This is a genomic window from Klebsiella sp. PK01 (assembly GCF_057624675.1).
Genome location: NZ_JBYEZM010000003.1, coordinates 694,061 through 720,532, shown reverse-complemented (window position 1 = coordinate 720,532; position 26,472 = coordinate 694,061). Strand labels below are relative to the sequence as shown.

Here is a 26,472-nt window from a genome sequence, read left to right as displayed (position 1 = left end):
CCCCTTACTGCGCCTGCACCCGCAGCTCAGCTGCGGAACGACTACGGTGACCCAACAGTGCTTTAACATCGCTGGACTTCGGTTTAACCAGCGCAAACTTCGCCGCGAAGGCCGGCCAGTTGGCGAGGATCTCTTCGCCGCGCTGCGAACCGGTAAGCTGGACGTGTTCGGTAATTAAGCCGCGCAGGTGTTCCTCATGGATAGCCAGCGTGTCCACGTCCAGAACTTCCACCAGTTCAGGGTTAACGCGTTTACGGAAGTCGCCATCTTCATCCAGGACGTAAGCAAAGCCGCCGGTCATACCTGCGCCGAAGTTCACGCCGGTTTTACCCAGGATACAGACGATACCGCCGGTCATGTATTCACAGCCGTTGTCGCCGATGCCTTCCACCACGGTGATGGCGCCGGAGTTACGTACCGCAAAGCGTTCGCCCGCGCGTCCTGCCGCGTACAGACGACCGCCGGTCGCGCCATACAGACAGGTGTTGCCAATGATGCTTGCTTCATGGCTGCGGAAGGCGGAGCCGACCGGAGGACGAATCGACAGCAGACCGCCCGCCATCCCTTTACCCACGTAGTCGTTGGCGTCGCCGGTCAGGTGCAGCTCAACGCCGCCGGCGTTCCAGACGCCGAAGCTCTGGCCCGCGGTACCGCTAAAGTGGGCGGTAATCGGGTCGGCGGCCAGCCCCTGGTCGCCATGAGTCTGGGCGATATAGCCGGACAATGACGCCCCAACGGAACGGTCGGTGTTACGAATATCGAACCAGAACGTTTTGCTCTGTTTGTTATCCACATACGGCTTCGCCTGCTGCAGCAGCTGCGCGTTGAGCACGCCGTTATCGAACGGCGGGTTGCTCTCGGTGCAGTACAGCGCCTTGCCCGGCAGCGGCTCAGCGGTTTCCAGCAGTTTGCCGAGCTCCAGTTTCTGCTGTTTCGCCGTAAAGCCTTCCAGTTCTTTCAGCAGGTCGGTACGGCCGATCAGGTCCACCAGACGCTTCACGCCCAGCTGCGCCATCAGCTCGCGGGTTTCGCGGGCAATGAATTCAAAGTAGTTGGTCACTTTGAACGGCAGGCCGTGGTAGTGGTTCTTACGCAGTTTGTCGTCCTGGGTCGCTACGCCGGTGGCGCAGTTGTTCAGGTGACAGATACGCAGGTATTTACAGCCCAGCGCGACCATCGGGCCGGTGCCGAAGCCGAAGCTTTCCGCGCCAAGGATCGCCGCTTTGATGATATCGAGGCCGGTTTTCAGGCCGCCGTCTACCTGCAGGCGAATTTTATGACGCAGGCCGTTGGCGACCAGCGCCTGCTGGGTTTCCACCAGGCCAAGTTCCCACGGACAGCCGGCATATTTCACCGATGAGAGCGGGCTCGCCCCGGTACCGCCATCGTAACCGGCGATAGTGATAAGGTCTGCGTAGGCTTTCGCCACGCCGGTGGCGATGGTGCCGACACCCGGTTCGGAAACCAGTTTGACGGAAATCATCGCCTTCGGATTGACCTGCTTGAGGTCGAAAATCAGCTGCGCCAGATCCTCGATAGAGTAAATATCGTGGTGCGGCGGCGGGGAGATCAGCGTCACGCCCGGTACCGAATAACGCAGTTTGGCGATATAAGGCGTCACTTTGTCACCCGGCAACTGTCCGCCTTCACCGGGTTTCGCGCCCTGGGCGACTTTAATCTGGATCACGTCGGCATTCACCAGGTAGGCTGGAGTAACGCCGAAACGACCGGAAGCCACCTGCTTAATACGCGAGACTTTGTTGGTGCCATAGCGTGCCGGGTCTTCGCCGCCTTCACCGGAGTTGGAGAAGCCGCCGATGCTGTTCATCGCTTCCGCCAGTGATTCGTGCGCTTCCGGGCTCAGTGCGCCGATCGACATGGCCGCGGTATCGAAGCGTTTAAACAGCTCTTTCGCTGATTCCACCTCATTGATGCTTACGGCTTCATCGCCTGGGTTGAGCGCCAGCAGATCGCGCAGCGTGGCCGCCGGGCGTTCATTAACCAGCTTCGCGTATTCCTGATAATCACGGTATTCGCCGCTCTGAACCGCCTGCTGCAGGGTGCGAACGACGTCCGGGTTGTAGGCGTGATATTCGCCGCCGTGGACGTATTTCAGCAAGCCGCCCTGAGCCAGCGGTTTACGCGCCAGCCATGCGCGCTTCGACAGATTCAGCAGGTCCTGCTGGAAGTCGTCGAAACCGGCACCGCCGATGCGGCTCACTACGCCCTGGAAGCAGAGGTCGGCCACGTCGCGATGCAGGCCGACCGCTTCGAACAGCTTCGAGCAGCGGTAGGAGGCGATGGTCGAGATCCCCATCTTCGACATGATTTTGTACAGGCCTTTGTTGATGCCGTTACGGTAGTTCAGCATCACCGCACGGTATTCTTTATCGATAGCTTTGCTATCCACCAGCTTCGCCAGGGTTTCGTAAGCCAGATAAGGATAGATAGCCGTCGCGCCAAAGCCCAGCAGCACCGCGAAGTGGTGCGGATCGCGGGCGCTGGCGGTTTCGACGATGATGTTAGCGTCGCAGCGCAGGCTCTTTTCGACGAGGCGCGTCTGGATAGCGCCAACGGCCATCGGCGCCGGCACCGGCAGACGATCTTTCGCGATGTTGCGGTCAGACAGTACCAGCAATACGGTACCGTTACGCACCATCTGTTCCGCTTTATCGCACAGCGCTTTTACCGTCTCGGCCAGCGTGGTTTCGTTGGCATCAAAGGTAATGTCCAGGGTGTCGGCGCGATAGTGCTCCTCCTCCATGGTGGTCAGCTGTTTAAAGTCGGAGTACAGCAGGATCGGCGATTTAAAGCTCAGGCGGTGCGCCTGGCCTTCCGCTTCGCAGAAGACGTTCATTTCGCGACCAATACTGGTAGCCAGCGACATCACGTGCGCTTCACGCAGCGGATCGATAGGCGGGTTTGTCACCTGGGCGAACTGCTGGCGGAAATAATCGTAAATGATACGCGGCTGGCTGGAGAGCACGGCGAATGGGGTATCATCGCCCATCGAACCGACCGCTTCCTGGCCGTTTTCCCCAAGGACGCGCAGGACGGAGTCCAGCTCTTCGGCGCTGTAGTTAAACTGTTTCTGGTAGCTGGCGAGCGTGTCGTCATCCAACTGACGGCTGCCGACTTCTTCTTCCGGCAGGTCTTCGAACGGCACCAGACGGCGGACGTTTTTCTCCATCCACTCTTTATACGGATGGCGGCTTTTCAGATCGTTATCGGTTTCCGCCGAGTGCAGAATGCGCCCGCTGCGGGTATCGATGACCATCAGCTCGCCAGGCCCAACGCGGCCTTTTTCCATCACCTCATCCGGCTGATAGTCCCAGATGCCGACTTCAGACGCGCAGGTGATGAGTTTATCTTTGGTAATGACGTAGCGCGCCGGACGCAGACCGTTACGGTCGAGGTTACAGGCGGCGTAGCGACCGTCGGACATGACGATGCCCGCCGGGCCGTCCCACGGCTCCATATGCATGGAGTTAAAGTCGAAGAACGCGCGCAGCTCCGGATCCATATCCGGGTTATTCTGCCAGGCCGGCGGTACCAGCAGGCGCATCGCGCGGACGATATCCATCCCGCCTGCCAGCAGCAGTTCCAGCATATTATCCATCGAGCTTGAGTCAGAGCCGGTTTCATTGACGAACGGCGCGGCGTCATGCAGATCGGGGATCAGCGGGGTCTGGAATTTATAGGTACGGGCGCGGGCCCACTGGCGGTTACCGGTGATGGTATTGATTTCACCGTTGTGCGCCAGATAGCGGAACGGCTGCGCCAGCGGCCAGCGTGGCACGGTGTTGGTGGAGAAGCGCTGGTGGAACAGACAGATAGCGGATTCCAGGCGCAGGTCCGCGAGGTCCAGGTAGAAGCGCGGCAAATCCGCCGGCATACACAGACCTTTATAGATATTGACCAGGTTTGACAGGCTACAAACGTAGAAATCTTTGTCGTCCTGCAGGCGCTTTTCAATGCGACGGCGCGCGATGAACAGACGGCGTTCCATATCGCGCGGGCGCCAGCCTGCCGGAGCGTTAACAAAAATTTGTTCAATACGAGGCAGCGAGGAGAGGGCGATTTCACCGAGCACGCCTTCGTTAGTCGGCACATCGCGCCAGCCAACGATAGACAATGTTTCGCGTTGCAGCTCTTCTTCAACGATACGGCGCGCAGCGCTTGCCAGCTCGGGGTCTTTATTCAGGAACAGCATCCCGACGGCGTAGTTTTTGGCTAAGCGCCAGCCGCGCTCTTCCGCCACAATCCGGAAGAAACGATCGGGTTTTTGTAACAGCAGGCCGCAACCGTCGCCGGTTTTACCATCGGCAAGGATCGCGCCGCGGTGCTGCATTCGGGCCAGTGCGTGTATAGCGGTGCGCACTACCTTGTGGCTAGGTTCGCCTTCTATGTGGGCGATCAGGCCGAAACCACAGTTATCCCGCTCAAGGGATTTGTCGTACAACATATCAGTGAACCTCCCCAGGCTCTACGGGATGCCCTCTTAATCGATTGCGCGCAAGGCACAGCAAGAGCATGGCGACGGGGTAAGGGCATCTTTGCCTACCTCGCATTCGCCCTCTTTAAATCCTTTTCGCATCGGTACACAAGTTTGAGGACTTGCTATTAAGAGGGAATCTCAATTACTGCATAAATATGATGAGCAGAGCGCTCATCCAGAAAGCTTCCAGCGGATTCCCAACTTATCGAGAATCCACACTTACGTCAAATGGCAATCTTATTTATACAAAAGTGTGCTAAGAGGTGGTTAATTTTATGATTTTAAAGAGTATTATTGTTTTTTTAAAGGCATGTAAACTCTCAGGGATGCGTAATCTAGTGTGATCTGTCTCACTATATCCGCAGCCTAAGATTACCTTTCTGTGCTGAATTGTATTTTTATAGCAGAGTATTTGACTGCTGCTGTTCTTAATGGCAGGAAATAAAACTATTTTTTGCTGTGACAAAGATAATTGAAACTCAGCATTGAAGTATAAGGAAATGTTATTACTGCAGCTGTGAATGAAACAGCGTTTATTTTGATTGAATATGCAATGAGCTAAGCGGCCGCGCTGACGATTGATCCAGGTCATCGCCGTCGGAGGCTAAAAATGGCAGGCTTGGCCCCTTTCTTGAGGCCGGTCTATCAGATTATGCAGTTACAAAAATTAGTCAACATGTTTGGTGGGGATCTTACGCGCCGCTACGGTGAAAAGGTACATAAACTGACGCTGCATGGTGGATTTAGCTGCCCGAATCGTGATGGCACAATTGGCCGCGGCGGCTGCACATTTTGTAATGTCGCCTCCTTCGCCGACGAGGCCCAGCAGTACCGCTCAATTGCCGATCAGCTGGCGCACCAGGCGCAGCTGGTCAACCGCGCGAAACGCTATCTTGCTTATTTCCAGGCCTACACCAGCACCTTTGCCGAAGTTCAGCTCCTGCGTTCGATGTATCAGCAGGCGGTGAGCCAGGCGAATATCGTGGGGCTGTGCGTCGGCACTCGCCCCGACTGCGTTCCCGATGCGGTGCTGGACCTGCTCAGCGAATATCGGGAGCAGGGCTATGAAATCTGGCTGGAGCTGGGATTGCAGACTGCGCATGATAAAACGCTGCATCGTATCAATCGCGGCCATGACTTTGCCTGCTACCAGCGCACCACCCGACTGGCGCGCGAGCGCGGATTAAAGGTCTGTGCGCATCTTATCGTCGGCCTGCCGGGCGAAACCCAGCAGCAGTGCCTGCACACCCTGCAACGGGTAGTTGACACCGGCGTCGATGGCATCAAGCTGCACCCGCTGCACATCGTGACCGGCAGCATCATGGCGAAAGCCTGGCAGGCGGGGCGCCTGAACGGTATTGCGCTGGATGACTATACGGTCACCGCCGGTGAGATGATTCGCCATACCCCGCCGGAGGTGATTTATCACCGTATCTCGGCCAGCGCCCGTCGCCCAACGCTGCTGGCGCCGCTGTGGTGCGAAAACCGCTGGACCGGCATGGTCGAGCTGGACAAATACCTTAATGCCCATGGCGTTCAGGGGTCGGCATTGGGGACACCGTGGATCCTGCCCGCCTGATGCTCCACTTCCTTAACGGCTGATTACCGCCGCATTTTTTGCACAACTTACAGCGTAATGTTCAGAATTGGGTATTATTGTGCGGAGTTGGCGATAAGGAATCCCTCATGAAGCAAATTCGTATGCTGGCGCAGTACTATGTCGATCTGATGATGAAGTTAGGTCTGGTGCGCTTTTCAATGCTGTTAGCTCTGGCGCTGGTGGTGCTGGCTATCGTGGTGCAGATGGCCGTCACGATGGTGCTGCATGGGCAGGTGGAGAGTATTGATGTCATCCGTTCTATCTTCTTCGGGCTGCTGATTACCCCCTGGGCGGTCTATTTTCTGTCGGTGGTGGTCGAACAGCTGGAAGAGTCGCGGCAGCGGCTCTCGCGGCTGGTGGAAAAGCTGGAAGAGATGCGCGAGCGCGACCTTAAGCTTAACGTGCAGCTCAAGGACAATATCGCCCAGTTGAACCAGGAAATTGGCGAGCGTGAGAAAGCGGAAGCGGAACGCGAAACCACGCTGGAACAGCTGAAAATAGAGATGAAAGAGCGCGAAGAGACGCAAATTCAGCTGGAACAACAATCCTCTTTCCTGCGCTCTTTTCTTGATGCCTCACCGGATCTGGTTTTCTATCGTAACGAGGATAAAGAGTTCTCCGGCTGTAACCGGGCGATGGAGCTGTTGACCGGTAAAAGCGAAAAGCAGCTGATTCACCTCAAGCCGCAGGATGTCTATAGCGAAGAAGCCGCGGTGAAAGTGCTGGAGACCGATGAGAAAGTCTTCCGCCATAATGTCTCGCTGACCTACGAACAATGGCTCGATTATCCCGATGGGCGTAAAGCCTGCTTTGAGATCCGCAAGGTCCCCTACTATGACCGCGTGGGCAAGCGCCGTGGCCTGATGGGCTTTGGCCGCGATATTACCGAGCGTAAGCGCTATCAGGACGCGCTGGAGCGCGCCAGCCGGGACAAGACCACCTTTATCTCAACCATCAGCCACGAGCTGCGTACGCCGCTCAACGGCATCGTTGGGCTCAGCCGCATCCTGCTGGATACTGAATTGACCAACGAGCAGGAAAAATATCTGAAAACTATCCATGTTTCAGCGGTGACGCTGGGGAATATCTTCAACGATATTATCGACATGGATAAAATGGAGCGGCGCAAAGTGCAGCTCGATAATCAGGAGGTGGACTTCACCAGCTTCCTTGCCGATCTGGAGAACCTCTCGGGCCTGCAGGCGCAGCAGAAAGGGTTGCGCTTTGTGATGGAGCCAACCCAGCCGCTGCCGCACAAGGTGGTAACCGATGGTACGCGCCTGCGGCAGATCCTGTGGAACCTGATCAGCAATGCGGTGAAGTTTACCCAGCAGGGCAATGTCACCGTGCGCGTCCGCTATGATGAAGGCGATATGCTGCACTTCGAAGTCGAGGACTCCGGTATCGGTATCCCGCAGGCGGAGCAGGACAAAATTTTCGCCATGTATTATCAGGTGAAAGATAGCCATGGCGGTAAACCGGCAACCGGTACCGGCATTGGTCTGGCGGTGTCGCGCCGTCTGGCGCGCAATATGGGCGGCGATATCAGCGTGACCAGCCAGCCGGGGCAGGGGGCGACGTTTACCCTGACCGTACACGCGCAGGCGGTGGCTGATGAAGTCGAAGATACGCTGGCCGAAGACGATATGCCGTTGCCGGCGCTGAACGTGCTGCTGGTGGAAGATATCGAACTGAACGTGATTGTCGCCCGTTCGGTGCTGGAAAAACTGGGCAACAGCGTGGACGTGGCGATGACCGGTAAAGCCGCGCTGGAGATGTTCGAACCCGGCGAATACGACCTGGTGTTGCTGGATATTCAGCTACCGGACATGACCGGCCTCGATATCTCGCGGCAGCTAAAACAGCGCTATGCCGCCGATGAGCTACCGCCGCTGGTGGCGCTGACCGCTAACGTGCTGAAGGACAAAAAAGAGTACCTTGATGCCGGCATGGATGATGTATTGAGTAAGCCGCTGTCGGTACCGGCGTTAACCGCGATCATCAAGAAATTCTGGGATGCGCCGGAAGACGACGGCCATGAACCGCCTGCGGTGGATGTCGCGAAATCGGCATCGGTACTGGACACCGATATGCTGGAGCAATATATCGAGCTGGTGGGACCGAAGCTGATTACCGACGGGCTGGCGGTGTTTGAGAAGATGATGCCAGGCTACATGTCCGTGCTGGAATCGAATCTCACCGCGCGCGACCAGAAAGGTATCGTCGATGAGGGCCATAAAATTAAGGGCGCGGCGGGTTCGATAGGCCTGCGCCATATCCAGCAGTTGGGACAGCAGATCCAAACGCCAGATTTACCCGCGTGGGAAGACAACGTCGGCGAGTGGGTGGAAGAGATGAAATCCGAGTGGCAAAACGATGTTGCGATACTGAAGGCCTGGATTGCGGCGGCGGATAAAAAATGACCCCGGATAAACCGGGGTGCGCGAATACTGCGCCAACACCAGGGAACTGGTTGTTGAGCCAGGATTGTTCGAGTGATTTTTTTACACGGCGCAACCTGAGGATTTGGCTTGCTCGTTCATTAAGATAGCAAACCATAAATAATTTGTTACGTGAATCGGTAAAATATGTGAAGCATAGCGAGTAAATCAAAATTATTTACTTGTTTCATAGAGTTGCGCTAAGGGGTTAGCAAGATGAAGAAGATTGGCGTGGTACTAAGCGGCTGTGGCGTTTACGACGGCGCAGAAATCCATGAAGCGGTCATTACCCTGTTGGCCATTGCGCGTCGCGGCGCGCAGGCCGTCTGCTTTGCGCCGGATAAGGCGCAAACCGACGTGATCAATCATCTGACCGGCGAAACGATGGCGGAAAGCCGCAACGTGCTGATTGAAGCGGCGCGTCTTGCGCGCGGCGCTATTCAGCCTTTGGCCAGCGCCCGTGTGGACGATCTGGATGCGCTGATTGTGCCAGGCGGCTTTGGCGCGGCGAAAAACCTGAGTAATTTCGCCGCCCAGGGGAGTGACTGCGTCGTTGACCGCGATCTGCAGGCGTTAACGCTGGCGATGCACGAGGCGGGTAAGCCGCTGGGCTTTATGTGTATCGCGCCGGCGCTGTTGCCGAAGATTTTCCCGACACCGCTGCGGATAACCATCGGTACCGATCCGGATACTGCCGAGGTGCTGGAAGAGATGGGCGCGGAGCACGTGCCGTGCCCGGTTGACGACATCGTGGTCGATGAAGACAACAAAGTGGTGACCACGCCTGCTTATATGCTGGCGCAGAATATTGCCGAGGCCGCCAGCGGTATTGAGAAACTGGTCGATCGCGTACTGGTTCTCGCTGAATGAGTAAGCGTGTTGCGCCGCTGGCGATGATCAAGCGCCTGCTGTTACGCCTGGCGCTTATCTGCGTGGTTTTCTGGGGCGGCGGTATCGCCGTATTCAGCGTTCTGCCGGTGCCGTTCTCAGCGGTGATGCTCGAGCGCCAGGTTAGCGCCTGGTTCTCCGGTGATTTTCATTATGTCGCCCATTCTGATTGGGTTGGTATGGACGAGATTTCCCCCTGGATGGGGCTGGCGGTGATTGCCGCTGAAGATCAGAAATTCCCCGACCACTGGGGTTTTGACGTGCCGGCAATCGAAAAAGCGCTGGCGCACAACGAACGGAATGAAAATCGAATTCGCGGCGCGTCGACGCTCTCTCAGCAGACGGCGAAAAACCTGTTTTTATGGGATGGCCGTAGCTGGCTACGCAAGGGGCTGGAAGTGGGCCTGACCGTCGGGATCGAAACGGTCTGGAGCAAGAAACGCATTCTCACCGTGTATCTGAATATCGCCGAGTTTGGCGACGGTATTTTCGGTGTTGAAGCGGCGGCCCAGCGCTATTTTCATAAGCCGGCCAGCCGTTTAACCCCTGCAGAGGCCGCGCTGCTGGCGGCGGTATTACCGAATCCGATTCGGTTTCGCGCCGATGCGCCATCAGGTTATGTTCGCAGCCGACAGGCATGGATCCTGCGCCAGATGCGTCAGTTAGGCGGCGAAGGCTTTATGCAGGCCAATAAGCTGCATTAACCGCAATCCCGCCGGGAGATGCTTAGTCTTCATCAAACCCGGCATTGAACAGCGCGATCACCGCCGCCAGCGCTTCGACTTCCTGCGGGCCGCTGGCCTCCACCTCAATTTGACGACCTTTGGCGGAATCGAGCATCAGCAGGGCGATAACGCTATTGGCTTCCGCCTCCGTGCCTTCGTCGTTGCGTAGCAACACTTCCGCATCGAAATTCTGCATTAGCTCGAAAAGCTTCATCGCCGGGCGTGCGTGCATGCCCAGCTTGTTGGTGATTTCAACGGTTTGCTTGACGGTCATGATTTACGTTTTTCCAGCGTCCGGTGACGAGACTGCACGTTCTTACCGCGCGAGCGGAAGTAGTCAGCCAGCTGTTCGGCAATATAGACCGAGCGATGCTTACCGCCGGTACAACCAATGGCCACCGTCAGATAGCTGCGGTTATTGGTTTCCAGCATTGGCAACCAAAGCTCCAGATAGCTTCGGGTCTGATAAATAAAGTTATGCACTTCCGTATGGCGATCGAGGAAGGCGGCAACCGGTTTATCGAGGCCGGTCATGGGGCGTAGCTTCGGATCCCAGTGCGGATTCGGCAGGAAACGGACGTCAAAAACGTAATCGGCATCGATAGGGATACCGTGTTTGAAGCCGAATGATTCAAAGACCATCGTCAATTCACGTTCGCGTTTACCTAGCAGGCGGGTACGCAGCATCTCGGCCAGTTCATGCACCGACATTTCGGAAGTATCGACGATCAGGTCCGCGCGCGAGCGCAGCGGCTCGAGCAGATCGCTCTCTTCGTCGATCGCGCTTTCGAGCGACAAATTCTTGCTGGAGAGCGGATGCAAGCGACGGGTATCGCTGTAGCGGCGGATCAGGGTGTTGCGGTCGGCATCAAGGAACAGCAGCTGCGGGGAGAAGGATTCCGGCAGGTTCTGCATCGCTTGTTCAAAGATTTCCGGTGATTCCGGCATATTGCGCACGTCGATGCTGACGGCCGCGGAGATATCGCGGTCGGCCAGCGTTCGCGCCAGCTCAGGCAACAGCACTACCGGCAGGTTATCCACACAGTAGAAGCCCATATCTTCCAGCGCTCGCAGGGCGACGGATTTCCCCGAGCCAGAGCGGCCGCTGACGATCATCAGTACCATGTACCGTTTCTCCTCAGTACGATAAAGGTTAAGGCGCGACTCACGTTAAGCGTCATCGCTGCTTCCTGCTTCGGTGATGATCTCATACAACTCTTCATCGCTCACCGCAGCGCGCAGGCGACGGCAGATGGTTTTGTCCGCCAGACGTTTGGCGACCAGCGAGAGCGTATGCAGGTGGGTTTTGGTTTGATCGGCCGGCACCAGTAGCGCAAACAGCAGATCGACCGGCTGATTGTCGATCGCATCGAAGGCGATCGGCGTTTCCAACTGCACAAAGACGCCAACGGCGCGCAGGGTATCCTCTTCAAGCTTGCCGTGAGGGATCGCAATGCCGTTGCCGATCCCGGTACTGCCCATTTTTTCACGGGTCAGGATCGCTTCAAAGACCACCTGCGGCGGTAAACCTAGCTGCTTCGCCGCCAGTTCGCTGATGATTTCCAGCGCGCGTTTCTTGCTCTGGCAGTGAACCTGGCTACGGGTACAATCCTGGTTAAGGACATTGCTCAGTTGTAGAGCGGAATCGTTGTTCATCATAATTTCACCTGAGCTGCCCTTATCCGCGGGCTGCGGATAAGGGCGATCGCCCGGACAATTAGTGTTGTTTCAGTTTATCTTTATGTTTTGTTAACTGTCTTGCCAGCTTATCGATAAGACCATCGATAGCGGCATACATATCCTGCCCTTCCGCACTGGCATGGATTTCGCCACCGTTGACATGCAAATTGGCGTCCGCGATTTGCGTCACCTTCTCTACTTTTAACACAATATAGACCTGGTTGATCCTATCGAAAAACTGCTCCAGTTTGCTGAACTTCGTGGTGACGAAGTCGCGCATAGCAGGAGTGATCTCGACGTTGTGTCCTGTAATGTTGAGCTGCATAGTGTCTTCCTTATCGGTTGTGTCAGACCAGTTGTTTGCGCTGGTTTGACGGCGGAATGGATAAAGACTCTCGGTACTTAGCAACAGTGCGCCGTGCCACCATAATACCCTGATCGGAGAGCATGGTGGTGAGCTTGCTGTCGCTCAACGGCTTCGCGGGGTTTTCCGCGGCGATTAACTTCTTCACCAGCGCGCGAATGGCGGTAGACGAGGCTTCGCCGCCGCCTTCGGTATTGACATGGCTGGAGAAGAAATACTTCAACTCAAAAATACCTCGTGGACTGTGCAGATATTTTTGCGTGGTAACGCGTGAAATTGTTGATTCATGCATCTCGACGGCCTGGGCGATATCCGCCAGCACCATCGGTTTCATAAATTCTTCGCCCTGCTCAAAGAAGGCCTGCTGCTGTTCGACGATGCAGCGGCTGACGCGCAGTAGGGTATCGTTACGGCTCTCAAGGCTCTTAATCAGCCAGCGGGCTTCCTGCAGGTTGCTGCGGATAAATTGGCTGTCGGCGTCGTTGCGCGCATTATTGCCCATCGCCGCGTATTGCTGATTAATCTTCAGCCGCGGAATGCTATCGGAATTGAGCTCGACAACCCAGCGGCCGCTAACCTTGCGCACCAGCACATCCGGGATCACGTACTCCGGCTCGCTGGTTTGTATGGACTGCCCCGGCCGCGGATCCAGCGACTGGATCAGGCAAACCGCCTCTTTCAGAACGTCTTCTTTCAAGCGGGTGACGCGCATCAGGCTGCGGAAATCGTGGTTGGCCAGGAGATCAAGATGCTCGCTGATGATCAACCGCGCCTCTTCCAGCCACGGCGTCTCTTTGGCAAATTGTGAAAGCTGGATCAGCAGGCAGTCACGGAGATCCCTGGCGGCGACGCCGACCGGATCGAAACGCTGCACGCGTTTGAGTACCGCTTCCACTTCCTCAATGCCAATTTCATCATCTTCGATACTATCGACAATGTCCTGAATGGGAATAGTAAGGTAGCCGGTATCGTCAACGGCATCGACGATGGAGGTGGCAATCGCGCGGTCGGTATCGGTGAAAGGCGTGAGCTCAACCTGCCACATCAGATAATCCTGCAGGCTCTGGGTGGTTTCACCCTGATAGATCGGCAGTTCATCGTCCTGGTAGTCGACGCCATTACCCGACGGCGTGCCGGCGGTGTAGATTTCATCCCAACTGGCGTCCAGCGGGAGCTCGTCCGGCATCTCTTTTTGTTCGAGCGCGTCGACGGTATCCAGAGACTCGCGGTCCTCGGCTTCTGTGGTTTCAACCTCTTCGTGAAGATCGGTTTGCTCAAGCAACGGGTTACTCTCCAGCGCCTGCTGGAGTTCTTGCTGGAGTTCTAACGTGGACAGCTGCAACAAGCGGATGGCCTGCTGCAGTTGGGGCGTCATGGCAAGCTGTTGGCTTAGCCTTAATTGCAAACCTTGCTTCATGTTCAGGGTCAATATCTCCGGCTAAAACGTCTATAACCTCTACCCTATCAGAGTCTGAAGTCTTCCCCAAGGTACACGCGTTTAACCTGCTCGTCTTCAAGGATTTGCTGCGGGGTGCCGTGGGCGATGAGATGGCCCTGGCTTACGATATAAGCTCGTTCACAGACCGCCAGCGTCTCCCTGACGTTATGGTCAGTAATGAGTACGCCAAGCCCGCTGTCGCGCAGGTGTTCGATGATGCGTTTAATATCGATAACGGAGATGGGGTCGACCCCGGCGAACGGTTCATCCAGCAGGATGAATTTGGGGTTCGCCGCCAGCGCGCGGGCGATTTCGACGCGGCGGCGTTCACCGCCGGAGAGCGCCTGGCCCAGGCTATCGCGCAGGTGTTCGATGTGGAATTCTTCCATCAGCTCTTTAGCGCGATCTTCACGCTGCTCGCTGCTGAGATCGTCGCGAATCTGCAGCACCGCCATCAGGTTATCGTAGACGCTCAGGCGGCGGAAGATAGAGGCTTCCTGCGGCAGGTAACCAATGCCGCGGCGCGCGCGCGCGTGCAGCGGCAGCAGACTGATATCTTCATCGTCAATGATAATGTTGCCGGCATCGCGCGGCACAATGCCCACCACCATATAAAAGGTGGTGGTCTTACCGGCGCCGTTCGGGCCCAGCAGACCGACGATTTCACCGGAGTTGACGGTCAGGCTGACGTCTTCCACCACGCGGCGGCCTTTGTAGGCTTTGGCGAGGTTTTTTGCAGTTAATGTTGCCATAACGGATTACTTACCTTTCTTTTGCTGATCGCCGCTTTTGTCCTGCAACTGCGAAGGCACCAGTACCGTAGTCACGCGACCGCCTTTGTTGCTGAAGGCCTGCATTTTCTGCTCTTTCACCAGATAGGTGATTTTATCGCCCTGAATATTGCTATCCAGCTGTTCCAGATGCGCGTTACCGGTCAGCACCACGAAATCGTTCTGCAGTTCATAATGCATTTTCGACGCGCGGCCTTTCACCGGTTTGCCGTTGTCCTGCATCTGATAGAAGGTGGCCGGATTGCCGAAACCGTCGATCACCTCTTTGCCTTTTTCACCGCCAGGGCGGGTAACCACGACTTTGTCGGCATTGATCTTAATGGTCCCCTGGGTAACGACCACGTTACCGGTGAAGGTCACGACGTTACCCTGCATATCCAGCGACTGCTGATCGGATTCGATGTGAATCGGCTGATCGGTATCGCCGGTTTTTGCCAGAGCCGGCAGGCTGGCGGCCAGAAGCGCGCTTGCGAGCGCAATGTTAAGGCTGAGTTTGTTTGTTCTGAATTTCATAAGAGGTTCTAACCTTTTCAATCAGCTCGGCATTTTTGCTGCGTAGGTTCCCGCGCATTTTCAGGCCGCTGGAATTAAATGTTGTTCCGTATAACGTCACCATATCGTCAGAGGTTACATCCTGGGTCACCAGGTTCACCTGCGCGTTATCGGTGGTAATTTTGCGCAGTTGAGAGTCGGGGCTCAACGCGTCGACCTCAACGTGGCCGTAAAGATACAGCATACGGTCGTTGGTTAACTTGGCTTTATCCGCTCTGATTGACCAGGCCGGAACCTTGTTGGTATCAAAGGTGGTCATTACCGGGTTGGTGAACCACGATACTTCTTGTTCGGAAAAGTATTCGACATGCTCGGCTATCAGACGATAGCTCAGCGCGCCTTCCGGGCTGTACACCACGGTATCGGTATGCTCGCTTTTATACGTCGGATCGTTAGGATTGACCGCGACGGTCGCGGTGTCGTCCGTACTCGCCAGGTTCAGGCCGATCAGGATCAACGCGACCAGCGATAGTAAGATGATAACCCAACGTCTGGTTTTACTCATATTGATTGCCCTTTGGCCTCATCAAGCTTGCCCTGCGCCAATAGTAACAAATCGCAGACTTCGCGTACCGCACCGCGTCCGCCGTTAATTCGCGTGACATAGTTCGCCCGCGGGAGCAGCAGCGGATGCGCATCGGCGACGGCGACGCTTAAACCGACCTCCGCCATTACCGGCCAGTCGATCAGATCGTCGCCAATGTACGCGACTTCATCGGGGCGAACCGCCAGTTTGCTTAATAATTCGCGAAACGCCAATAGCTTATCGGACTGACCTTGATACAGATGCGTAATGCCCAGCGTCTGGCAGCGGTCTTCTACCAGTTTAGCTTTTCGCCCGGTAATAATCGCGACTTCAATACCGGAAGTCAGCGCGCAGCGGATCCCGTAGCCATCGCGGACGTTAAACGCTTTCAGTTCTTCGCCGTTGTTGCCCATATAGATAAGGCCGTCGGAAAGCACGCCGTCGACGTCGAGGATCAGTAAACGGATCTTCGCCGCCCGGTCGATAAATTCCTGGCTTACCGGCCCGTAGCAGGTGTCGACCTGGGCATCAGCATTATTCATTATTTTATCCTTACTTACACTACGCCAGCGCGCAGCAGATCGTGCATATGTACCACACCTAGCAGTCGGTCGCCATCGGCAACCAGCACGCAGGTGATATGGCGGGACTGCATCAGGTTGAGCGCATCTACCGCCAGCATGCCCGGACGAATGCGGATCCCGCCTGGGGTCATGACTTCAGCGATGCTGGCGTTGCGCATATCGACGCCGGTATCAAAGACGCGGCGCAGGTCGCCATCGGTGAAGATGCCGATGATATTCATCTCGTCATCGCAGATGGCCGTCATGCCTAAATTCTTACGGGTGATTTCCAGCAGCGCATCACGCAGGGTGGCCTGCAGGCCGACGTGAGGGATCTCATCGCCGGTATGCATAATATCATTGACCCGCAGCAGCAGCTTACGACCAAGTGCGCCGCCGGGGTGCGACAAGGCGAAATCTTCGGCGGTAAAGCCGCGGGCTTCGAGCAGCGCTACGGCAAGGGCGTCACCCATCACCAGCGCGGCGGTGGTGCTGGAGGTCGGCGCCAGTCCTAGCGGACAGGCCTCTTTCGGCACTTTCACACATAGATGAATATCGGCGGCGCGCGCCATGCTGCTGTCCGGACGGCTGGTGACGCAGATAAGCGGCACCTGCTGGCGTTTAAGCACCGGAATCAACGCCAGAATTTCATTAGATTCACCGGAATTGGATAGCGCGATGACCACATCCTGCGGCGTGACCATCCCCAGATCGCCGTGAGCCGCTTCACCGGGATGGACAAAAAAAGCCGAAGTACCGGTACTGGCGAAAGTCGCCGCCATTTTGCGCCCGATATGACCGGATTTGCCCATGCCCATCACCACGACTTTACCGCCGCAGCGGAAAATCGTTTCACAGGCGCGGGTGAAATCTTCATTAATATACTGATCGAGCTGGGCCAGACCTTCACGTTCAATTTCCAGAACCTGACGTCCTGCCTGTTGAAAGTCAAAATCCGTTGGCAAATCTATTTGCGACATGATGTTATCCCAATTCATTCAACGAAGAACGGCGCAGAACAGAACAGTAGCGCCAACCAAACCATAAAGCCGCCGACCAGCAAGGCGCCCGCTACGCGCCCCGGCTGCCGTTTGCGCCGCCAGCACAGTAGCGCGAAGATAGCGCTGACCAGCAGCATTACGCTGTAGTCGCGCGTAAAAGCTTCGGCAGGGAAGGCGCCAGGGGCGATTAACGCCGGCAGCCCGAGCACCAACACAAGGTTAAGGATATTCGCGCCAATAATATTCCCGATGGCGATATCGTCTTCCCCTTTTCGTGCGCCGGCGATAGCGGTAGCCAGTTCCGGCAGGCTGGTGCCGATAGCAATAACCGTTAAGCCGACCGTCAGCTCGCTAATGGCGAAATAGTTCGCCAGCACCGTGGCGTTATCCACCACCATGCGGGTGGCCATCGGCATGACGATCATCGCCACCCCGAGCCACAGCAGGGCGACGGGCAGCGAACCGCCGCGTGGCAGCTCCGCCAGCTGTTCCCGGGTCAGGCTATCGCTGCCCTGGCGTTCCGCCAGGCGCGCTATCTTTAGGGTAAACACCAGCCACAGTATGGCCAGCGCCAGTAAAAACAGCCCGTCCAGACGCGACAGTTGACCATCGTAAAGTACAAATCCCGCCAGTAAACTGACCAGCAACATTAACGGCAATTCGCGGCGCAGGATATCAGAATGCACGGTAAATGGATGGAGCAGGGCGGCAAGACCGAGAATTAATAGAATATTAGTAATATTGGATCCCAACGCCGTGCCGATCGCCAAATCGGTTTGTCCGTGCAGGGAGGCGGCGACGGAAACGATGATCTCCGGCAGGCTGGTACCGATGCTCACGACAGTCATGCCGATGATGAGCGGCGGGATCCCCATCATGCGGCACAGTATTGAAGCGGCGTATACCAGACGATCGGCGCTGTAAACCACTAGCAGTAAACCAATTATTAACAGAGCCGTTGCTAAGAGCATCTAAAGTCCTTTCTTCAGGTATAATCGTCGCCTCGCTGGCCGTCCGTACGCAGCGTAACGAATTCTTAATTTTGACTTTATGTGTGGCAAAAGTAAAACAAATGCCAGCTTTCGCTAACCCGGGCAGGTAAGATTCTGTAAAAATGTTGGGTTTGTGGTGAAAGAAAGCGCCATGCTTAGCCCGAAGGTTTAGTAAGGATGATTTTATGAGCCAAACTCTGGCGAATTTAGTCGAGGTTCGCGGTATTCGTTTCTCTCGGGGCGACCGCGTCATCTTCGATGATATCTCGCTATCGGTGCCTCGCGGCAAGATTACCGCCATTATGGGGCCATCGGGGATCGGCAAGACGACCCTGCTGCGTTTGATCGGCGGCCAGATCCCGCCGGACAGCGGCGAGATCCTGTTTGACGGCGAAAACGTGCCGCAAATGACGCGCTCGCGGCTGTATACCGTGCGTAAACGTATGAGCATGCTGTTTCAGTCCGGCGCGCTATTCACCGATATGAACGTGTTTGATAACGTAGCTTACCCGCTGCGCGAACATACCGAGTTGCCGGATGCGCTGCTGCATACCACCGTCATGATGAAGCTGGAGGCGGTTGGGCTACGCGGCGCGGCGAAACTGATGCCTTCTGAACTCTCCGGCGGGATGGCGCGGCGCGCGGCGCTGGCGCGGGCGATTGCCCTTGAGCCGGATCTGATCATGTTTGACGAACCCTTCGTCGGACAAGATCCCATCACCATGGGCGTATTGGTTAAACTTATCTCAGAGCTGAATAGCACCCTGGGAGTGACCTGCATTGTGGTATCGCACGACGTACCGGAAGTGCTGAGCATTGCGGATTACGCCTACATCGTGGCGGATAAGAAAATCGTTGCCCACGGCAGCGCGCAATCGCTGCGTGAAAATAGCGATCCGCGCGTGCGCCAGTTCATTGATGGCATCGCTGACGGCCCGGTGCCGTTCCGCTATCCTGCGGGCGATTACCACCATGATTTATTAGGCAAAGGGAGCTAAACGACTCATGCTATTTAATGCGCTGGCAGCGCTCGGACACCGCGGCATCAAAACCACCGCGACCTTCGGGCGCGCCGGATTAATGCTGTTTAATGCCGTGGTGGGCAAGCCGGAATTTCGCAAGCATGCGCCGCTGCTGGTACGCCAGCTGTATAACGTCGGCGTGCTATCGATGCTGATTATTATCGTTTCGGGGCTGTTCATCGGAATGGTACTGGGGCTGCAGGGTTATCTGGTATTAACGACCTATAGCGCTGAGACCAGTCTGGGCATGCTGGTGGCGCTGTCGCTGCTGCGCGAGCTGGGGCCGGTGGTGGCCGCGCTGCTGTTCGCCGGGCGAGCCGGTTCGGCGTTAACCGCCGAGATTGGCCTGATGCGGGCGACCGAGCAGCTCTCCAGCATGGAGATGATGGCGGTGGATCCGCTGCGCCGGGTGATTTCGCCGCGCTTCTGGGCCGGGGTCATCTCGCTACCGCTGTTGACGATCATTTTCGTCGCCGTGGGGGTCTGGGGCGGTTCGCTGGTTGGCGTAAGCTGGAAAGGCATCGACGCAGGGTTCTTCTGGACCGCGATGCAAAATGCCGTCGACTGGCGAATGGATCTGGTTAACTGCCTGATTAAAAGCCTGGTTTTTGCCGTTACGGTAACCTGGATTGCGTTATTCAATGGTTATGACGCTATCCCCACTTCCGCTGGAATTAGCCGGGCAACGACGCGCACCGTGGTGCATTCGTCGCTGGCGGTTCTGGGGCTGGATTTTGTGCTGACTGCGCTGATGTTTGGGAATTAAGTTCATGCAAACGAAAAAAAATGAGATCTGGGTAGGTGTGTTCTTACTGGCGGCGCTGCTGGCGGCGCTGTTTGTCTGTCTGAAGGCGGCGAACGTGACCTCGTTGCGTACCGAACCGACTTACCGTCTTTATGCGACCTTCGATAACATCGGCGGCCTGAAAGCGCGTTCACCGGTGCGTATCGGCGGTGTGGTGGTCGGTCGCGTTGCCGATATTACCCTCGATCCGAAAACCTATCTGCCGCGTGTTGCCATCGATATCGACGAAAGCTACAACCACATTCCGGATACCAGTTCGCTGGCGATTCGTACTTCCGGCCTGCTCGGGGAGCAGTACCTGGCGCTGAACGTCGGTTTCGAAGATCCGGAACTGGGCACCGCTATTCTTAAAGACGGCGGTACGATTCAGGACACCAAGTCCGCGATGGTACTGGAAGATCTGATAGGCCAGTTCCTCTATAACAGCAAGGGCGGCGATAATCAGAATTCTGACAATGATAAGGCGGCGGCTGAGAGTCATACTGACGCTACGCCGCAGGCCGGCATGACGCATTAATTTCAGGAGAGACAAGATATGTTTAAACGCTTACTCATGGTCGCCATGCTGGTGATTGCTCCACTGACCGCCGCGCATGCCGCGGATCAAACTAACCCGTATAAGCTGATGGACGAGGCGGCGCAGAAGACCTTCGATCGTCTGAAGAACGAACAGCCGAAGATCAAAGCGAACCCAAACTATCTGCGTGATATCGTCGATCAGGAACTGCTGCCTTACGTGCAGGTGAAATACGCCGGCGCGCTGGTGCTGGGCCGTTACTACAAAGAGGCGACGCCTGCACAGCGTGAAGCCTACTTTGCCGCCTTCCGCGAATATCTGAAACAGGCTTATGGTCAGGCGCTGGCCATGTATCACGGGCAGACTTATCAAATTGCGCCTGAGCAGCCGCTGGGCAGCGCAACCATCGTTCCGATTCGCGTCACCATCCTCGACCCGAATGGCCGTCCTCCGGTACGCCTGGACTTCCAATGGCGTAAAAATACCCAGACCGGCAACTGGCAGGCTTATGACATGATCGCCGAAGGCGTCAGCATGATCACTACCAAACAAAACGAGTGGAGCGATCTGCTGCGTACGAAAGGCGTTGACGGTCTGACCGCGCAGCTGAAAGCTATTTCTGCCCAGCCTATCACTCTGGAACAGAAAAAATAATGAGCGAGCAACTGAGCTGGAACCGCGACGGTGAACGCCTGGCGTTGCGCGGCGAACTGGATCAGGAATTTATACTGCCGCTGTGGAATGCCCGCGCGCAGGCCACCGACGGCGTATCCACTATCGACCTCAGCGACGTTTCGCGGGTCGATAGCGCCGGAGTGGCGTTGCTGGTTCATTTTGTCGCGCTGGTACGCCGGCAGGGCAAAACGGCGCAAGTGGTAGGAAAAAGCGAAAACCTGCAAACGCTGATGAGTCTTTACAACCTTCCGGCAGACATGATCCCGTAAATTTTTCAGTAGGTTAATGCTGAAGCTATTCTGAAAGCCCCATCAATCTGTTCGATGGGGCTTTTTGCTTGTTTAAGACAGCGCCACTTTCCTCTAAGATGTTGGGCTGTTTTCACACTCAGAAAAATGTGATCCCATGGAAAATCATGAAATTCAGACCGTGCTGATGAACGCACTCTCCCTTCAGGAAGTCCACGTCTCTGGCGATGGCAGCCACTTTCAGGTTATCGCTGTGGGTGAGATGTTTGACGGCATGAGCCGGGTAAAAAAACAGCAGGCTATCTACGCGCCGCTGATGGAATATATTGCCGACAATCGCATTCATGCGCTGTCGATCAAAGCGTTTACCCCGCAAGAATGGGCGCGCGATCGCAAACTTAATGGCTTTTAAGCTGTAGGGATGTTCCCTACAGCGTTGATGAATTTTTAACCGAGAACAGAATCAATGGATAAATTCCGTGTTCAGGGGCCGACTCGCCTGCAGGGCGAGGTCACCATTTCCGGCGCTAAAAACGCTGCCCTGCCAATCCTCTTTGCCGCGCTGTTAGCCGAAGAGCCGATTGAAATCCAGAATGTACCGAAGCTGAAAGATATCGATACCACCATGAAGCTGCTGAGCCAGCTGGGCGCGAAGGTCGAGCGCAATGGTTCCGTATGGATCGATGCCGGTCCGGTAAATGTTTTCTGTGCTCCGTACGATTTAGTGAAAACCATGCGCGCTTCCATCTGGGCGCTGGGGCCGCTGGTGGCGCGTTTCGGTCAGGGTCAGGTTTCTCTGCCGGGCGGCTGCGCTATCGGCGCGCGTCCGGTCGACCTGCATATTACCGGCCTGGAACAGCTGGGCGCGGAAATCAAACTGGAAGAAGGCTATGTGAAGGCATCAGTCAATGGGCGTCTGAAAGGCGCGCATATTGTGATGGATAAGGTGAGCGTAGGGGCGACCGTGACTATCATGAGCGCGGCGACGCTGGCTGAAGGCACCACGGTTATCGAAAACGCCGCGCGCGAGCCGGAAATCGTCGATACCGCCAACTTCCTCAACGCGCTGGGCGCGAAAATCAAAGGCCAGGGCAGCGACCGTATCACCATCGAAGGCGTCGCGCGTCTCGGCGGCGGCGTTTATCGCGTGCTGCCGGACCGTATCGAAACCGGTACCTTCCTGGTTGCCGCGGCGATCTCCGGCGGTAAAATTATGTGCCGCCATGCGCAGCCGGATACCCTGGATGCGGTGCTGGCGAAGCTGCGCGAAGCTGGCGCGGATATTGAAGTCGGTGAAGACTGGATTAGCCTCGATATGCACGGCAACCGTCCGAAAGCGGTCAACGTGCGTACCGCGCCGCACCCGGGTTTCCCAACCGACATGCAGGCGCAGTTCACCTTGCTGAACCTGGTGGCTGAAGGGACTGGCGTTATCACCGAAACCATCTTCGAAAACCGCTTCATGCACATTCCGGAACTGATCCGTATGGGCGCGCACGCGGAAATCGAGAGCAATACCGCGATTTGCCATGGTGTCGCGAAGCTGTCCGGCGCACAGGTCATGGCGACTGACCTGCGTGCATCCGCAAGCCTGGTACTGGCGGGTTGTATTGCGGAAGGGACGACCATCGTCGACCGTATCTATCACATCGATCGCGGCTATGAGCGCATCGAAGATAAACTGCAGGCTCTGGGCGCGAATATCGAACGCGTCAAGGGCGAGTAGTCCCGCTTCGGTAGCAGCCCTCTGACGTCCGTCCGGGGGCTGTTATCGAGCTCTCCCTCACCTTAGGTCTTATTTCTCTTCTGACGCATCATCTGCGTTCTGTCGATGAACTGATGGGTAATGGGATCGTGATAACGCGATGGCCAAATAACCCACGGATCGGTTCCCAGCGCGTTAGCAATAATCAATTCGCCCTTTGGCCACGGACGGGTTAGTGCGTTGGCAAGCGTAGAAGAGCTTAAACCGTGACGTCGCGACTCAGCTGCGAGCGATGTCCCCTTTTTGCGAAGGCCGGCAATGATATCCGCTGAATGCCAGTCGATGAACTTATCCATAAATTCTCCCGGTGATAACTGTCTGCGCGTCAATACGGACGGCTGAAATACTATACCCTGGTTCTTATATGGTTTTAACAAGTTCCATTATAGTTCCTGTATATTCGGAATATATTAAGGTTTCTGGCGTTATTTGAAGGATATTGGATTTTATTGGAACTCTCCCGCGCAATGCGCGCGGGAGAAAGGGGGGATTAGTGGTCGCGCTGAACGGCGATATGGGCAAGGCCGATGAGCGCCTCGCGCCACGGCGTATCCGGCAGAACCTGCAGCGCGGCGATAGCTTTATCGGCTTCTTCTTCCGCACGTTTCTGCGTCCACTCCAGCGAACCGCAGGCCGCCATGGTTTCAAGTACGGCGTCAAGCAGATGGCGTCCGTTACCCTGCTCGATAGCGCCGCGAATCATCGCCGCCTGATCCGGGGTACCGTGATGCATCGCGTGCAGTAGCGGCAGCGTTGGTTTGCCTTCGTTCAGGTCATCACCGACGTTTTTGCCAAGGCGTTCGCCATCGGAACTGTAATCCAGCAGATCGTCAATCAGCTGGAACGCGGTGCCGAGGTAACGACCATAATCCTGCAGCGCCTGTTCTTCTTCCGCGCTGCAGCCAGCCAGGATGCCAGAACACTGCGAAGCGGCTTCAAACAGACGGGCGGTCTTACTGTAGATGACCCGCATATAGTTTTCTTCTGTGATATCCGGGTCGTTGACGTTCATCAACTGCAGGACTTCACCTTCGGCGATAACGTTTACGGCTTCCGACATCACCTCCAGCACCTTCAGCGAACCGAGGCGAGTCATCATCTGGAAGGCGCGAGTGTAGATAAAGTCGCCCACCAGTACGCTGGCGGCGTTACCGAACGCGGCATTGGCCGTCGCCTTGCCGCGGCGCATATCGGACTCGTCGACGACGTCGTCATGCAGCAGGGTCGCGGTATGAATAAATTCGATCAGTGCGGCAATGTTGACGTGCGCATTCCCCTGATAGCCGACCGCACGCGCTGCAAGCACGGCGATCATCGGACGAATACGTTTACCGCCTCCGCTGACGATGTAGTAGCCTAACTGATTGATAAGCTGTACATCTGAGTTGAGCTGCTCGAGGATTGCCGCATTGACACCCGCCATATCCTGCGCGGTTAACTCATTGATTTTTTCTAAATTCATCGCAAAAGCCGGGCCAAATGTCCTGTTACCGCGAATCCAGGTGGGATCACAGAAGGATTAAGATAGAATTAAAAGAAGATATGATTGTACTGAAAAATCAGCGCAGATAAACGTTAGCGTGAAAGTTGTGTTTTTTTTCTGCGTTGATCGATGATCGCTCTTGTCAAAGGGTCGCGTTTTGCGTAATATTCGCGCCCTATTGTGAATATTTATAGCGCACTCTGAATCACACGAAGAGGTGCGCGGAAGCGGAGTTTTATATGTACGCGGTTTTCCAAAGTGGTGGTAAACAACACCGAGTAAGCGAAGGTCAGACCGTTCGCCTGGAAAAGCTGGACATCGCAACTGGCGAAGCTGTTGAGTTCGCTGAAGTTCTGATGATCGCAAACGGTGAAGAAATCAAGATCGGCGTTCCTTTCGTTGAGGGCGGCGTAATCAAAGCTGAAGTTGTTGCTCACGGTCGTGGCGAGAAAGTTAAAATCGTTAAGTTTCGTCGTCGTAAACACTATCGTAAGCAAGCAGGCCACCGTCAGTGGTTCACTGATGTGAAAATCACTGGCATCAGCGCCTAAGACTTGAGGGAGTAGATTTAAATGGCACATAAAAAGGCTGGCGGCTCGACTCGTAACGGTCGCGATTCAGAAGCTAAACGTCTGGGCGTAAAACGTTTCGGCGGTGAAGCAGTTCTGGCAGGTAGCATCATCGTTCGTCAACGTGGTACCAAATTCCACGCTGGCACCAACGTTGGTTGCGGCCGTGACCACACTCTGTTCGCTTTGACTGACGGTAAAGTCAAGTTCGAAGTTAAAGGCCCGAAAAACCGTAAATTCATCAGCATCGTTGCTGAATAAGTTTTTCGCGTCCTGGTGACGGATGAAAGCCCCGCAACACGTTGCGGGGCTTTTTACATTAGAATCCCGGAAAAATTTCTGCAGGGAAAACGGGCATCATGAAGCAGCAGGCCGGCATAGGCATTCTTTTGGCGCTAACCACCGCGATGTGTTGGGGAGCACTGCCAATTGCAATGAAGCAGGTTCTCGAAGTGATGGAGCCGCCAACGGTGGTCTTTTATCGCTTTTTGATGGCCAGTATTGGTCTTGGCGCGATCCTCGCCATCAAAGGCAAGCTGCCGCCGCTGCGTATTTTTCGCAAGCCGCGTTGGTTGGTTTTATTAGCGATTGCTACCGGCGGTCTGTTCGGTAACTTCATTCTGTTCAGCTCTTCCTTGCAATATCTCAGTCCAACGGCCTCCCAGGTCATCGGCCAGTTATCACCGGTCGGTATGATGGTGGCAAGCGTTGTGATTCTGAAAGAGCGCATGCGCGGTACCCAGGTTGTAGGGGCGCTGATGTTGCTCAGCGGGCTGGTGATGTTCTTCAACACCAGCCTGATTGAAATCTTTACCCGTCTCACGGACTACACGTGGGGGGTAATTTTTGGTGTCGCAGCGGCAACGGTGTGGGTAAGCTACGGGGTCGCGCAAAAGGTGTTATTGCGGCGCCTGGCATCACAGCAGATACTATTTTTGCTGTACACTTTGTGTACGATTGCTTTACTGCCACTCGCTAAACCGGGGGTTATCTCCCAACTGAGCGACTGGCAACTGGCTTGCCTGATTTTTTGCGGGCTGAATACCCTGGTCGGCTACGGGGCGCTGGCGGAAGCCATGGCGCGCTGGCAGGCGGCGCAGGTCAGCGCGTTAATTACCTTAACGCCACTGTTTACGCTACTGTTTTCTGATTTATTATCAATGGCCTGGCCCGATGTTTTCGCCAGACCGATGTTAAACCTGATTGGTTATCTCGGTGCGTTTGTCGTGGTTGCGGGCGCGATGTATTCCGCCATTGGCCATCGTCTTTGGGGACGCTGGCGCAAGCGAGAAGCGGTTGTACCGCTGCCCCGCTCAGGCGAATGATTTA

General features: G+C 55.8%; 28 protein-coding genes. 14 read left to right on the top strand and 14 right to left on the bottom strand.

Going from position 1 to position 26,472, the window contains the following annotated elements:
* Positions 1-4: 4 nt before the first annotated feature.
* On the bottom strand, positions 5-4,465 hold the full coding sequence (gltB, locus tag AC22LX_RS13120) for a glutamate synthase large subunit (RefSeq protein ID WP_072056438.1): 4,461 nt from the start codon (positions 4,463-4,465) through the stop codon (positions 5-7).
* 685 nt (positions 4,466-5,150) lie between these two features.
* Between gltB and mnmL the strand changes: the two genes are divergently transcribed.
* The 4 genes from mnmL (at position 5,151) to mtgA (ending at position 10,131) form a co-directional block, all read left to right on the top strand.
* Positions 5,151-6,077, top strand: a complete 927-nt coding sequence (gene mnmL, locus AC22LX_RS13115; protein ID WP_063447632.1) for a tRNA modification radical SAM protein MnmL/YtqA — start codon at positions 5,151-5,153, stop codon at positions 6,075-6,077.
* Between the two features lie 107 nt (positions 6,078-6,184).
* Complete coding sequence (gene arcB / locus AC22LX_RS13110; protein ID WP_045394977.1) at positions 6,185-8,521, top strand: aerobic respiration two-component sensor histidine kinase ArcB; 2,337 nt, start codon at positions 6,185-6,187, stop codon at positions 8,519-8,521.
* 234 nt (positions 8,522-8,755) lie between these two features.
* On the top strand, positions 8,756-9,409 hold the full coding sequence (gene elbB / locus AC22LX_RS13105; protein ID WP_045394975.1) for an isoprenoid biosynthesis glyoxalase ElbB: 654 nt from the start codon (positions 8,756-8,758) through the stop codon (positions 9,407-9,409).
* Positions 9,406-10,131 carry a monofunctional biosynthetic peptidoglycan transglycosylase gene (gene mtgA, locus AC22LX_RS13100; protein WP_045394973.1) on the top strand — a complete coding sequence of 242 codons (726 nt, stop codon included), beginning with the start codon at positions 9,406-9,408 and terminating at the stop codon, positions 10,129-10,131. The genes elbB and mtgA overlap by 4 nt, the downstream gene beginning before the upstream one ends.
* A gap of 22 nt (positions 10,132-10,153) precedes the next feature.
* Here the strand turns inward: mtgA and npr are convergent, their stop codons facing one another.
* Genes npr through AC22LX_RS13045 form a run of 11 tightly spaced genes read right to left on the bottom strand, consistent with a single transcriptional unit; the run spans position 10,154 to position 18,038 of the window.
* Positions 10,154-10,426, bottom strand: coding sequence for a PTS phosphocarrier protein NPr (gene npr, locus AC22LX_RS13095; RefSeq protein ID WP_002918431.1), 273 nt, complete (start codon positions 10,424-10,426; stop codon positions 10,154-10,156).
* The gene (gene rapZ, locus AC22LX_RS13090) at positions 10,423-11,277 is read right to left on the bottom strand and encodes an RNase adapter RapZ (protein WP_015369491.1); all 855 of its coding nucleotides are present in this window, start codon (positions 11,275-11,277) and stop codon (positions 10,423-10,425) included. Before rapZ ends, npr begins: the two co-directional genes overlap by 4 nt.
* Positions 11,278-11,322: 45 nt before the next feature.
* A complete protein-coding gene (gene ptsN / locus AC22LX_RS13085; protein WP_015369492.1) occupies positions 11,323-11,811 on the bottom strand; it encodes a PTS IIA-like nitrogen regulatory protein PtsN in 489 nt (162 codons plus the stop codon).
* 58 nt (positions 11,812-11,869) lie between these two features.
* A complete protein-coding gene (hpf, locus tag AC22LX_RS13080; protein WP_004125711.1) occupies positions 11,870-12,157 on the bottom strand; it encodes a ribosome hibernation promoting factor in 288 nt (95 codons plus the stop codon).
* A gap of 22 nt (positions 12,158-12,179) precedes the next feature.
* Positions 12,180-13,613 (bottom strand): RNA polymerase factor sigma-54, encoded by a 1,434-nt coding sequence (gene rpoN / locus AC22LX_RS13075; protein WP_047044697.1) that lies wholly within the window; start codon positions 13,611-13,613, stop codon positions 12,180-12,182.
* A gap of 47 nt (positions 13,614-13,660) precedes the next feature.
* Positions 13,661-14,386, bottom strand: a complete 726-nt coding sequence (gene lptB / locus AC22LX_RS13070; RefSeq protein ID WP_004206203.1) for an LPS export ABC transporter ATP-binding protein — start codon at positions 14,384-14,386, stop codon at positions 13,661-13,663.
* 6 nt (positions 14,387-14,392) lie between these two features.
* Positions 14,393-14,938, bottom strand: a complete 546-nt coding sequence (gene lptA, locus AC22LX_RS13065) for a lipopolysaccharide ABC transporter substrate-binding protein LptA (RefSeq protein WP_015369494.1) — start codon at positions 14,936-14,938, stop codon at positions 14,393-14,395.
* Positions 14,907-15,482 carry an LPS export ABC transporter periplasmic protein LptC gene (gene lptC, locus AC22LX_RS13060; protein WP_047044700.1) on the bottom strand — a complete coding sequence of 192 codons (576 nt, stop codon included), beginning with the start codon at positions 15,480-15,482 and terminating at the stop codon, positions 14,907-14,909. The genes lptA and lptC overlap by 32 nt, the downstream gene beginning before the upstream one ends.
* Entirely contained in the window at positions 15,479-16,045 is a 567-nt protein-coding gene (kdsC, locus tag AC22LX_RS13055; protein ID WP_015369496.1) for a 3-deoxy-manno-octulosonate-8-phosphatase KdsC, read from the bottom strand. Before kdsC ends, lptC begins: the two co-directional genes overlap by 4 nt.
* Before the next feature lie 14 nt (positions 16,046-16,059).
* Positions 16,060-17,046, bottom strand: a complete 987-nt coding sequence (kdsD, locus tag AC22LX_RS13050) for an arabinose-5-phosphate isomerase KdsD (protein WP_015369497.1) — start codon at positions 17,044-17,046, stop codon at positions 16,060-16,062.
* A 14-nt stretch (positions 17,047-17,060) separates the two neighbouring features.
* Complete coding sequence (locus AC22LX_RS13045) at positions 17,061-18,038, bottom strand: calcium/sodium antiporter (protein ID WP_045394967.1); 978 nt, start codon at positions 18,036-18,038, stop codon at positions 17,061-17,063.
* 206 nt (positions 18,039-18,244) lie between these two features.
* On the opposite strand from AC22LX_RS13045, the gene mlaF reads away from it, so the two are divergent.
* The 7 genes from mlaF to murA all read left to right on the top strand — a co-directional run bounded on the left by mlaF (position 18,245) and on the right by murA (position 23,052).
* On the top strand, positions 18,245-19,057 hold the full coding sequence (gene mlaF / locus AC22LX_RS13040) for a phospholipid ABC transporter ATP-binding protein MlaF (RefSeq protein ID WP_487334011.1): 813 nt from the start codon (positions 18,245-18,247) through the stop codon (positions 19,055-19,057).
* A 7-nt stretch (positions 19,058-19,064) separates the two neighbouring features.
* The gene (gene mlaE / locus AC22LX_RS13035; protein ID WP_015369500.1) at positions 19,065-19,847 is read left to right on the top strand and encodes a lipid asymmetry maintenance ABC transporter permease subunit MlaE; all 783 of its coding nucleotides are present in this window, start codon (positions 19,065-19,067) and stop codon (positions 19,845-19,847) included.
* A 4-nt stretch (positions 19,848-19,851) separates the two neighbouring features.
* Positions 19,852-20,403, top strand: a complete 552-nt coding sequence (gene mlaD, locus AC22LX_RS13030; RefSeq protein ID WP_045394997.1) for an outer membrane lipid asymmetry maintenance protein MlaD — start codon at positions 19,852-19,854, stop codon at positions 20,401-20,403.
* 18 nt (positions 20,404-20,421) lie between these two features.
* Complete coding sequence (gene mlaC / locus AC22LX_RS13025; RefSeq protein WP_045394964.1) at positions 20,422-21,057, top strand: phospholipid-binding protein MlaC; 636 nt, start codon at positions 20,422-20,424, stop codon at positions 21,055-21,057.
* On the top strand, positions 21,057-21,347 hold the full coding sequence (gene mlaB, locus AC22LX_RS13020; RefSeq protein WP_045394962.1) for a lipid asymmetry maintenance protein MlaB: 291 nt from the start codon (positions 21,057-21,059) through the stop codon (positions 21,345-21,347). The genes mlaC and mlaB overlap by 1 nt, the downstream gene beginning before the upstream one ends.
* Before the next feature lie 136 nt (positions 21,348-21,483).
* Positions 21,484-21,738, top strand: coding sequence for a BolA family iron metabolism protein IbaG (gene ibaG, locus AC22LX_RS13015; RefSeq protein WP_015369504.1), 255 nt, complete (start codon positions 21,484-21,486; stop codon positions 21,736-21,738).
* A gap of 54 nt (positions 21,739-21,792) precedes the next feature.
* Complete coding sequence (gene murA, locus AC22LX_RS13010) at positions 21,793-23,052, top strand: UDP-N-acetylglucosamine 1-carboxyvinyltransferase (protein WP_045394960.1); 1,260 nt, start codon at positions 21,793-21,795, stop codon at positions 23,050-23,052.
* Between the two features lie 62 nt (positions 23,053-23,114).
* Here murA and sfsB read toward each other — a convergent pair whose 3' ends face one another.
* A complete protein-coding gene (gene sfsB, locus AC22LX_RS13005; RefSeq protein ID WP_015369506.1) occupies positions 23,115-23,387 on the bottom strand; it encodes a DNA-binding transcriptional regulator SfsB in 273 nt (90 codons plus the stop codon).
* Positions 23,388-23,581: 194 nt separating this feature from the next.
* Positions 23,582-24,553: an octaprenyl diphosphate synthase gene (ispB, locus tag AC22LX_RS13000; protein ID WP_045394958.1), complete on the bottom strand. Its 972-nt coding sequence runs from the start codon at positions 24,551-24,553 to the stop codon at positions 23,582-23,584.
* Between the two features lie 260 nt (positions 24,554-24,813).
* Between ispB and rplU the strand changes: the two genes are divergently transcribed.
* The 3 genes from rplU (at position 24,814) to AC22LX_RS12985 (ending at position 26,468) form a co-directional block, all read left to right on the top strand.
* A complete protein-coding gene (rplU, locus tag AC22LX_RS12995) occupies positions 24,814-25,125 on the top strand; it encodes a 50S ribosomal protein L21 (RefSeq protein ID WP_015703604.1) in 312 nt (103 codons plus the stop codon).
* 21 nt (positions 25,126-25,146) lie between these two features.
* Positions 25,147-25,404: a 50S ribosomal protein L27 gene (gene rpmA, locus AC22LX_RS12990; protein WP_002434222.1), complete on the top strand. Its 258-nt coding sequence runs from the start codon at positions 25,147-25,149 to the stop codon at positions 25,402-25,404.
* A 98-nt stretch (positions 25,405-25,502) separates the two neighbouring features.
* Positions 25,503-26,468: a DMT family transporter gene (locus AC22LX_RS12985; RefSeq protein ID WP_015369509.1), complete on the top strand. Its 966-nt coding sequence runs from the start codon at positions 25,503-25,505 to the stop codon at positions 26,466-26,468.
* Positions 26,469-26,472 lie beyond the last annotated feature (4 nt).

What these genes read in the sequence shown, in the direction of transcription:
- gltB (WP_072056438.1), bottom strand. Translation starts at nt 4,465, where the DNA reads ATGTTGTACGACAAATCCCTTGAGCGGGATAACTGTGGTTTCGGCCTG.
- mnmL (WP_063447632.1), top strand. Translation starts at nt 5,151, where the DNA reads ATGCAGTTACAAAAATTAGTCAACATGTTTGGTGGGGATCTTACGCGC.
- arcB (WP_045394977.1), top strand. Translation starts at nt 6,185, where the DNA reads ATGAAGCAAATTCGTATGCTGGCGCAGTACTATGTCGATCTGATGATG.
- elbB (WP_045394975.1), top strand. Translation starts at nt 8,756, where the DNA reads ATGAAGAAGATTGGCGTGGTACTAAGCGGCTGTGGCGTTTACGACGGC.
- mtgA (WP_045394973.1), top strand. Translation starts at nt 9,406, where the DNA reads ATGAGTAAGCGTGTTGCGCCGCTGGCGATGATCAAGCGCCTGCTGTTA.
- npr (WP_002918431.1), bottom strand. Translation starts at nt 10,426, where the DNA reads ATGACCGTCAAGCAAACCGTTGAAATCACCAACAAGCTGGGCATGCAC.
- rapZ (WP_015369491.1), bottom strand. Translation starts at nt 11,277, where the DNA reads ATGGTACTGATGATCGTCAGCGGCCGCTCTGGCTCGGGGAAATCCGTC.
- ptsN (WP_015369492.1), bottom strand. Translation starts at nt 11,811, where the DNA reads ATGATGAACAACGATTCCGCTCTACAACTGAGCAATGTCCTTAACCAG.
- hpf (WP_004125711.1), bottom strand. Translation starts at nt 12,157, where the DNA reads ATGCAGCTCAACATTACAGGACACAACGTCGAGATCACTCCTGCTATG.
- rpoN (WP_047044697.1), bottom strand. Translation starts at nt 13,613, where the DNA reads ATGAAGCAAGGTTTGCAATTAAGGCTAAGCCAACAGCTTGCCATGACG.
- lptB (WP_004206203.1), bottom strand. Translation starts at nt 14,386, where the DNA reads ATGGCAACATTAACTGCAAAAAACCTCGCCAAAGCCTACAAAGGCCGC.
- lptA (WP_015369494.1), bottom strand. Translation starts at nt 14,938, where the DNA reads ATGAAATTCAGAACAAACAAACTCAGCCTTAACATTGCGCTCGCAAGC.
- lptC (WP_047044700.1), bottom strand. Translation starts at nt 15,482, where the DNA reads ATGAGTAAAACCAGACGTTGGGTTATCATCTTACTATCGCTGGTCGCG.
- kdsC (WP_015369496.1), bottom strand. Translation starts at nt 16,045, where the DNA reads ATGAATAATGCTGATGCCCAGGTCGACACCTGCTACGGGCCGGTAAGC.
- kdsD (WP_015369497.1), bottom strand. Translation starts at nt 17,046, where the DNA reads ATGTCGCAAATAGATTTGCCAACGGATTTTGACTTTCAACAGGCAGGA.
- AC22LX_RS13045 (WP_045394967.1), bottom strand. Translation starts at nt 18,038, where the DNA reads ATGCTCTTAGCAACGGCTCTGTTAATAATTGGTTTACTGCTAGTGGTT.
- mlaF (WP_487334011.1), top strand. Translation starts at nt 18,245, where the DNA reads ATGAGCCAAACTCTGGCGAATTTAGTCGAGGTTCGCGGTATTCGTTTC.
- mlaE (WP_015369500.1), top strand. Translation starts at nt 19,065, where the DNA reads ATGCTATTTAATGCGCTGGCAGCGCTCGGACACCGCGGCATCAAAACC.
- mlaD (WP_045394997.1), top strand. Translation starts at nt 19,852, where the DNA reads ATGCAAACGAAAAAAAATGAGATCTGGGTAGGTGTGTTCTTACTGGCG.
- mlaC (WP_045394964.1), top strand. Translation starts at nt 20,422, where the DNA reads ATGTTTAAACGCTTACTCATGGTCGCCATGCTGGTGATTGCTCCACTG.
- mlaB (WP_045394962.1), top strand. Translation starts at nt 21,057, where the DNA reads ATGAGCGAGCAACTGAGCTGGAACCGCGACGGTGAACGCCTGGCGTTG.
- ibaG (WP_015369504.1), top strand. Translation starts at nt 21,484, where the DNA reads ATGGAAAATCATGAAATTCAGACCGTGCTGATGAACGCACTCTCCCTT.
- murA (WP_045394960.1), top strand. Translation starts at nt 21,793, where the DNA reads ATGGATAAATTCCGTGTTCAGGGGCCGACTCGCCTGCAGGGCGAGGTC.
- sfsB (WP_015369506.1), bottom strand. Translation starts at nt 23,387, where the DNA reads ATGGATAAGTTCATCGACTGGCATTCAGCGGATATCATTGCCGGCCTT.
- ispB (WP_045394958.1), bottom strand. Translation starts at nt 24,553, where the DNA reads ATGAATTTAGAAAAAATCAATGAGTTAACCGCGCAGGATATGGCGGGT.
- rplU (WP_015703604.1), top strand. Translation starts at nt 24,814, where the DNA reads ATGTACGCGGTTTTCCAAAGTGGTGGTAAACAACACCGAGTAAGCGAA.
- rpmA (WP_002434222.1), top strand. Translation starts at nt 25,147, where the DNA reads ATGGCACATAAAAAGGCTGGCGGCTCGACTCGTAACGGTCGCGATTCA.
- AC22LX_RS12985 (WP_015369509.1), top strand. Translation starts at nt 25,503, where the DNA reads ATGAAGCAGCAGGCCGGCATAGGCATTCTTTTGGCGCTAACCACCGCG.